The organism is Streptomyces phytophilus, from assembly GCF_013870535.1.
GTDB lineage: Bacteria > Actinomycetota > Actinomycetes > Streptomycetales > Streptomycetaceae > Streptomyces > Streptomyces phytophilus.
This window is the reverse complement of record NZ_JACBXC010001038.1, coordinates 1-2,181: the sequence shown is the minus strand read 5'-3', so window position 1 is coordinate 2,181 and position 2,181 is coordinate 1. Positions and strand designations below refer to the sequence as shown.

General features: G+C 73.4%; 2 protein-coding genes. Both read left to right on the top strand.

The window, feature by feature from the left end; all coding sequences use genetic code 11:
* A partial coding sequence (locus H5J30_RS28745) for an MFS transporter (protein ID WP_181790201.1) occupies positions 1–1,223 on the top strand: 1,223 nt, incomplete at its 5' end.
* A gap of 26 nt (positions 1,224–1,249) precedes the next feature.
* The gene (locus tag H5J30_RS28740) at positions 1,250–1,777 is read left to right on the top strand and encodes a hypothetical protein (RefSeq protein ID WP_181790200.1); all 528 of its coding nucleotides are present in this window, start codon (positions 1,250–1,252) and stop codon (positions 1,775–1,777) included.
* The last annotated feature ends 404 nt before the right edge of the window (positions 1,778–2,181 follow it).

Below are 2,181 nucleotides of genomic sequence, written 5' to 3'. Positions count from 1 at the left end.
GCCTCGGGCGGCTGATGGAGCTGCACATGGTCAACGCCGCCGGAGACATGATGATCACCATCGCGCTGGCGTCGACGGTGTTCTTCTCCGTGCCGACCGACGAGGCCCGCGGCCGCGTCGCGCTCTACCTGGCCATAACGATGGCGCCGTTCGCGCTGCTCGCCCCCGTCGTCGGCCCGCTCCTCGACCGGATCCCGCACGGCCGCCGCGCCGCCATGGCCGGCACGATGCTGGCGCGCGTGCTGCTGGCGCTGGTGCTGTCGGGGGCGGTGAAGACCGGGGACCTGAGCCTGTATCCGGCGGCGCTCGGGGTGCTGGTGTGCTCCAAGTCGTACGGGGTGGTGCGCTCGGCCGTCGTGCCGCGGCTGCTGCCGCGGCGCATCTCGCTGGTGAAGGCCAACAGCCGGGTGACGCTCGCCGGGCTGCTCGCCACCGGCATCGCCGCACCGGTCGGCGGGCTGCTGCACTTCATCGGCCCCGGCTTCCCGCTGTACGGGGCCATGGTCATCTTCGGCTTCGGCGTCTTCCTGGCGTTCCGGATGCCGCCGGTCGTCGACTCCGCACGCGGCGAGGGCAAGGCGCGGCTCGCGTCGGGCGAGGAGGGCCGGCTGCGGACGCCGCAGAAGCCGGGGCTGCGCTCCGTCGGCCCCTCGGTGCTGTACGCGCTCCAGGCCAACTCCGCGCTGCGGGTGCTGTCCGGGCTGATGACGCTGTTCCTGGCGTTCCTGCTGCGCGACAACCCGCCGGGCGGGCTGCGGCCGGAGCTGACGCTCGGCATGGCGGCGGTCGCCGCCGGCACGGGCAACGCGCTGGGCTCGGTCATCGGCTCCTGGCTGCGGTCCCGCGGCCCGGAGAAGCTGATCGCCGTGCTGCTCTCGCTCGCCCTGACGACGACCGTGCTGGCGGCGGTCTTCTACTCGCTGCCGCTGCTCATCTGCGTCGCGGCGATGGCGGGGTTTGCGCAGTCGCTGGCGAAACTGTCGCTGGACGCGCTGATCCAGCGGGACGTACCGGAATTCGTCCGCACGTCGGCGTTCGCGCGCTCCGAGACGGTGATCCAGCTGTCGTGGGTCGTGGGCGGCGCGATCGGCATCCTGCTGCCGCTGAACGGGGTCGGCGGCATGGCGGCGGGCGCGGCCGTCGTCGCCGTCGGACTGGCGGCGACCGTACGGGGGCTGCTCACCGCCGGCCGCCACGGCACGCCGCACCCGCGCGTGGCCTGACCGGGGCCGACAGGTAGCCTGCCCGCATGACCCAAGCGCCCGCCACCACCGCGTTCTCCCGTGCCCGCGGCCTCCGCAGCCGCCGCGGCGCGGCAGCTCTCGGGGCCGTCGTCCTCTCCGCCTTCGCCCTGTCCGCGTGCGAGAAGCCGACGCCGCTGGCGCAGATCACGGTGGGGTCCCGGACGGCGAGCACGGAGGCGCAGTGCTACGACGACGGGAAGAACATCCCCAACGAGGAGCTTGAGACCTGCGTCTCGGAGCGCGCGGAGAAGTCGATCACCGTGGACTCGGGCGACCCGGTCAGGATCGGCGTGGAGCCGGACATCGCGGACAACGGGTGGGTGCTGTTCGTGGACGGCCGGCTGGTGACGCCGACGCCGAGCAAGCACACGTACGCGTCGTACAACTCGGACCAGTTCTTCAACACGCAGCCGTCGCAGCCGGGGCAGGCGCCGGTGCCGAGCGAGAAGGCGAAGGTCGGCATCGTGGAGATCGACGACTCCGGCAACTACAAGGGCGCGTGGAGCTTCGACCTGAAGCGGAAGCAGCCCTGACGGCAGGGCGGCCGTCGACCCGCCGCCCGGCCGCGAAGGCGCGAGTGCCCGGCGGCGGGCGGGGTTTGTCGGCGGGTCGGCCTACCCTTGGGCGGGTGCGCGGGGGAGGTGCGGTGCGGAGCGAAGACGCGGTGTCCGGTGCGGGCACGGGGGCGGACGAGTTGCGGGGAGCGGGGGCTGATTCCGCGCGGGGTTCCGGCGCCTCGTCCGGTTCTGTTTCCGGGGTTGGTTCGGTGTCCGCGGTTGGTTCGGTGTCCGGTCCTGGCTCCGCTTCCGGTTCCGCGCCCGGTTCTCGGTCCGGTTCCGGCGTCGGAACCGGTGCCGGTGCGGCTGCCGATGCCGATGCCGATGCAGACCCCGATGCCGGGCAGGGTTCCGGGCCGACCGGCGCTCGCGGGTCCCGC

Excerpts from the sequence above, each read along its gene's own strand:
- H5J30_RS28740 (WP_181790200.1), top strand. The coding sequence starts at position 1,250 with ATGACCCAAGCGCCCGCCACCACCGCGTTCTCCCGTGCCCGCGGCCTC.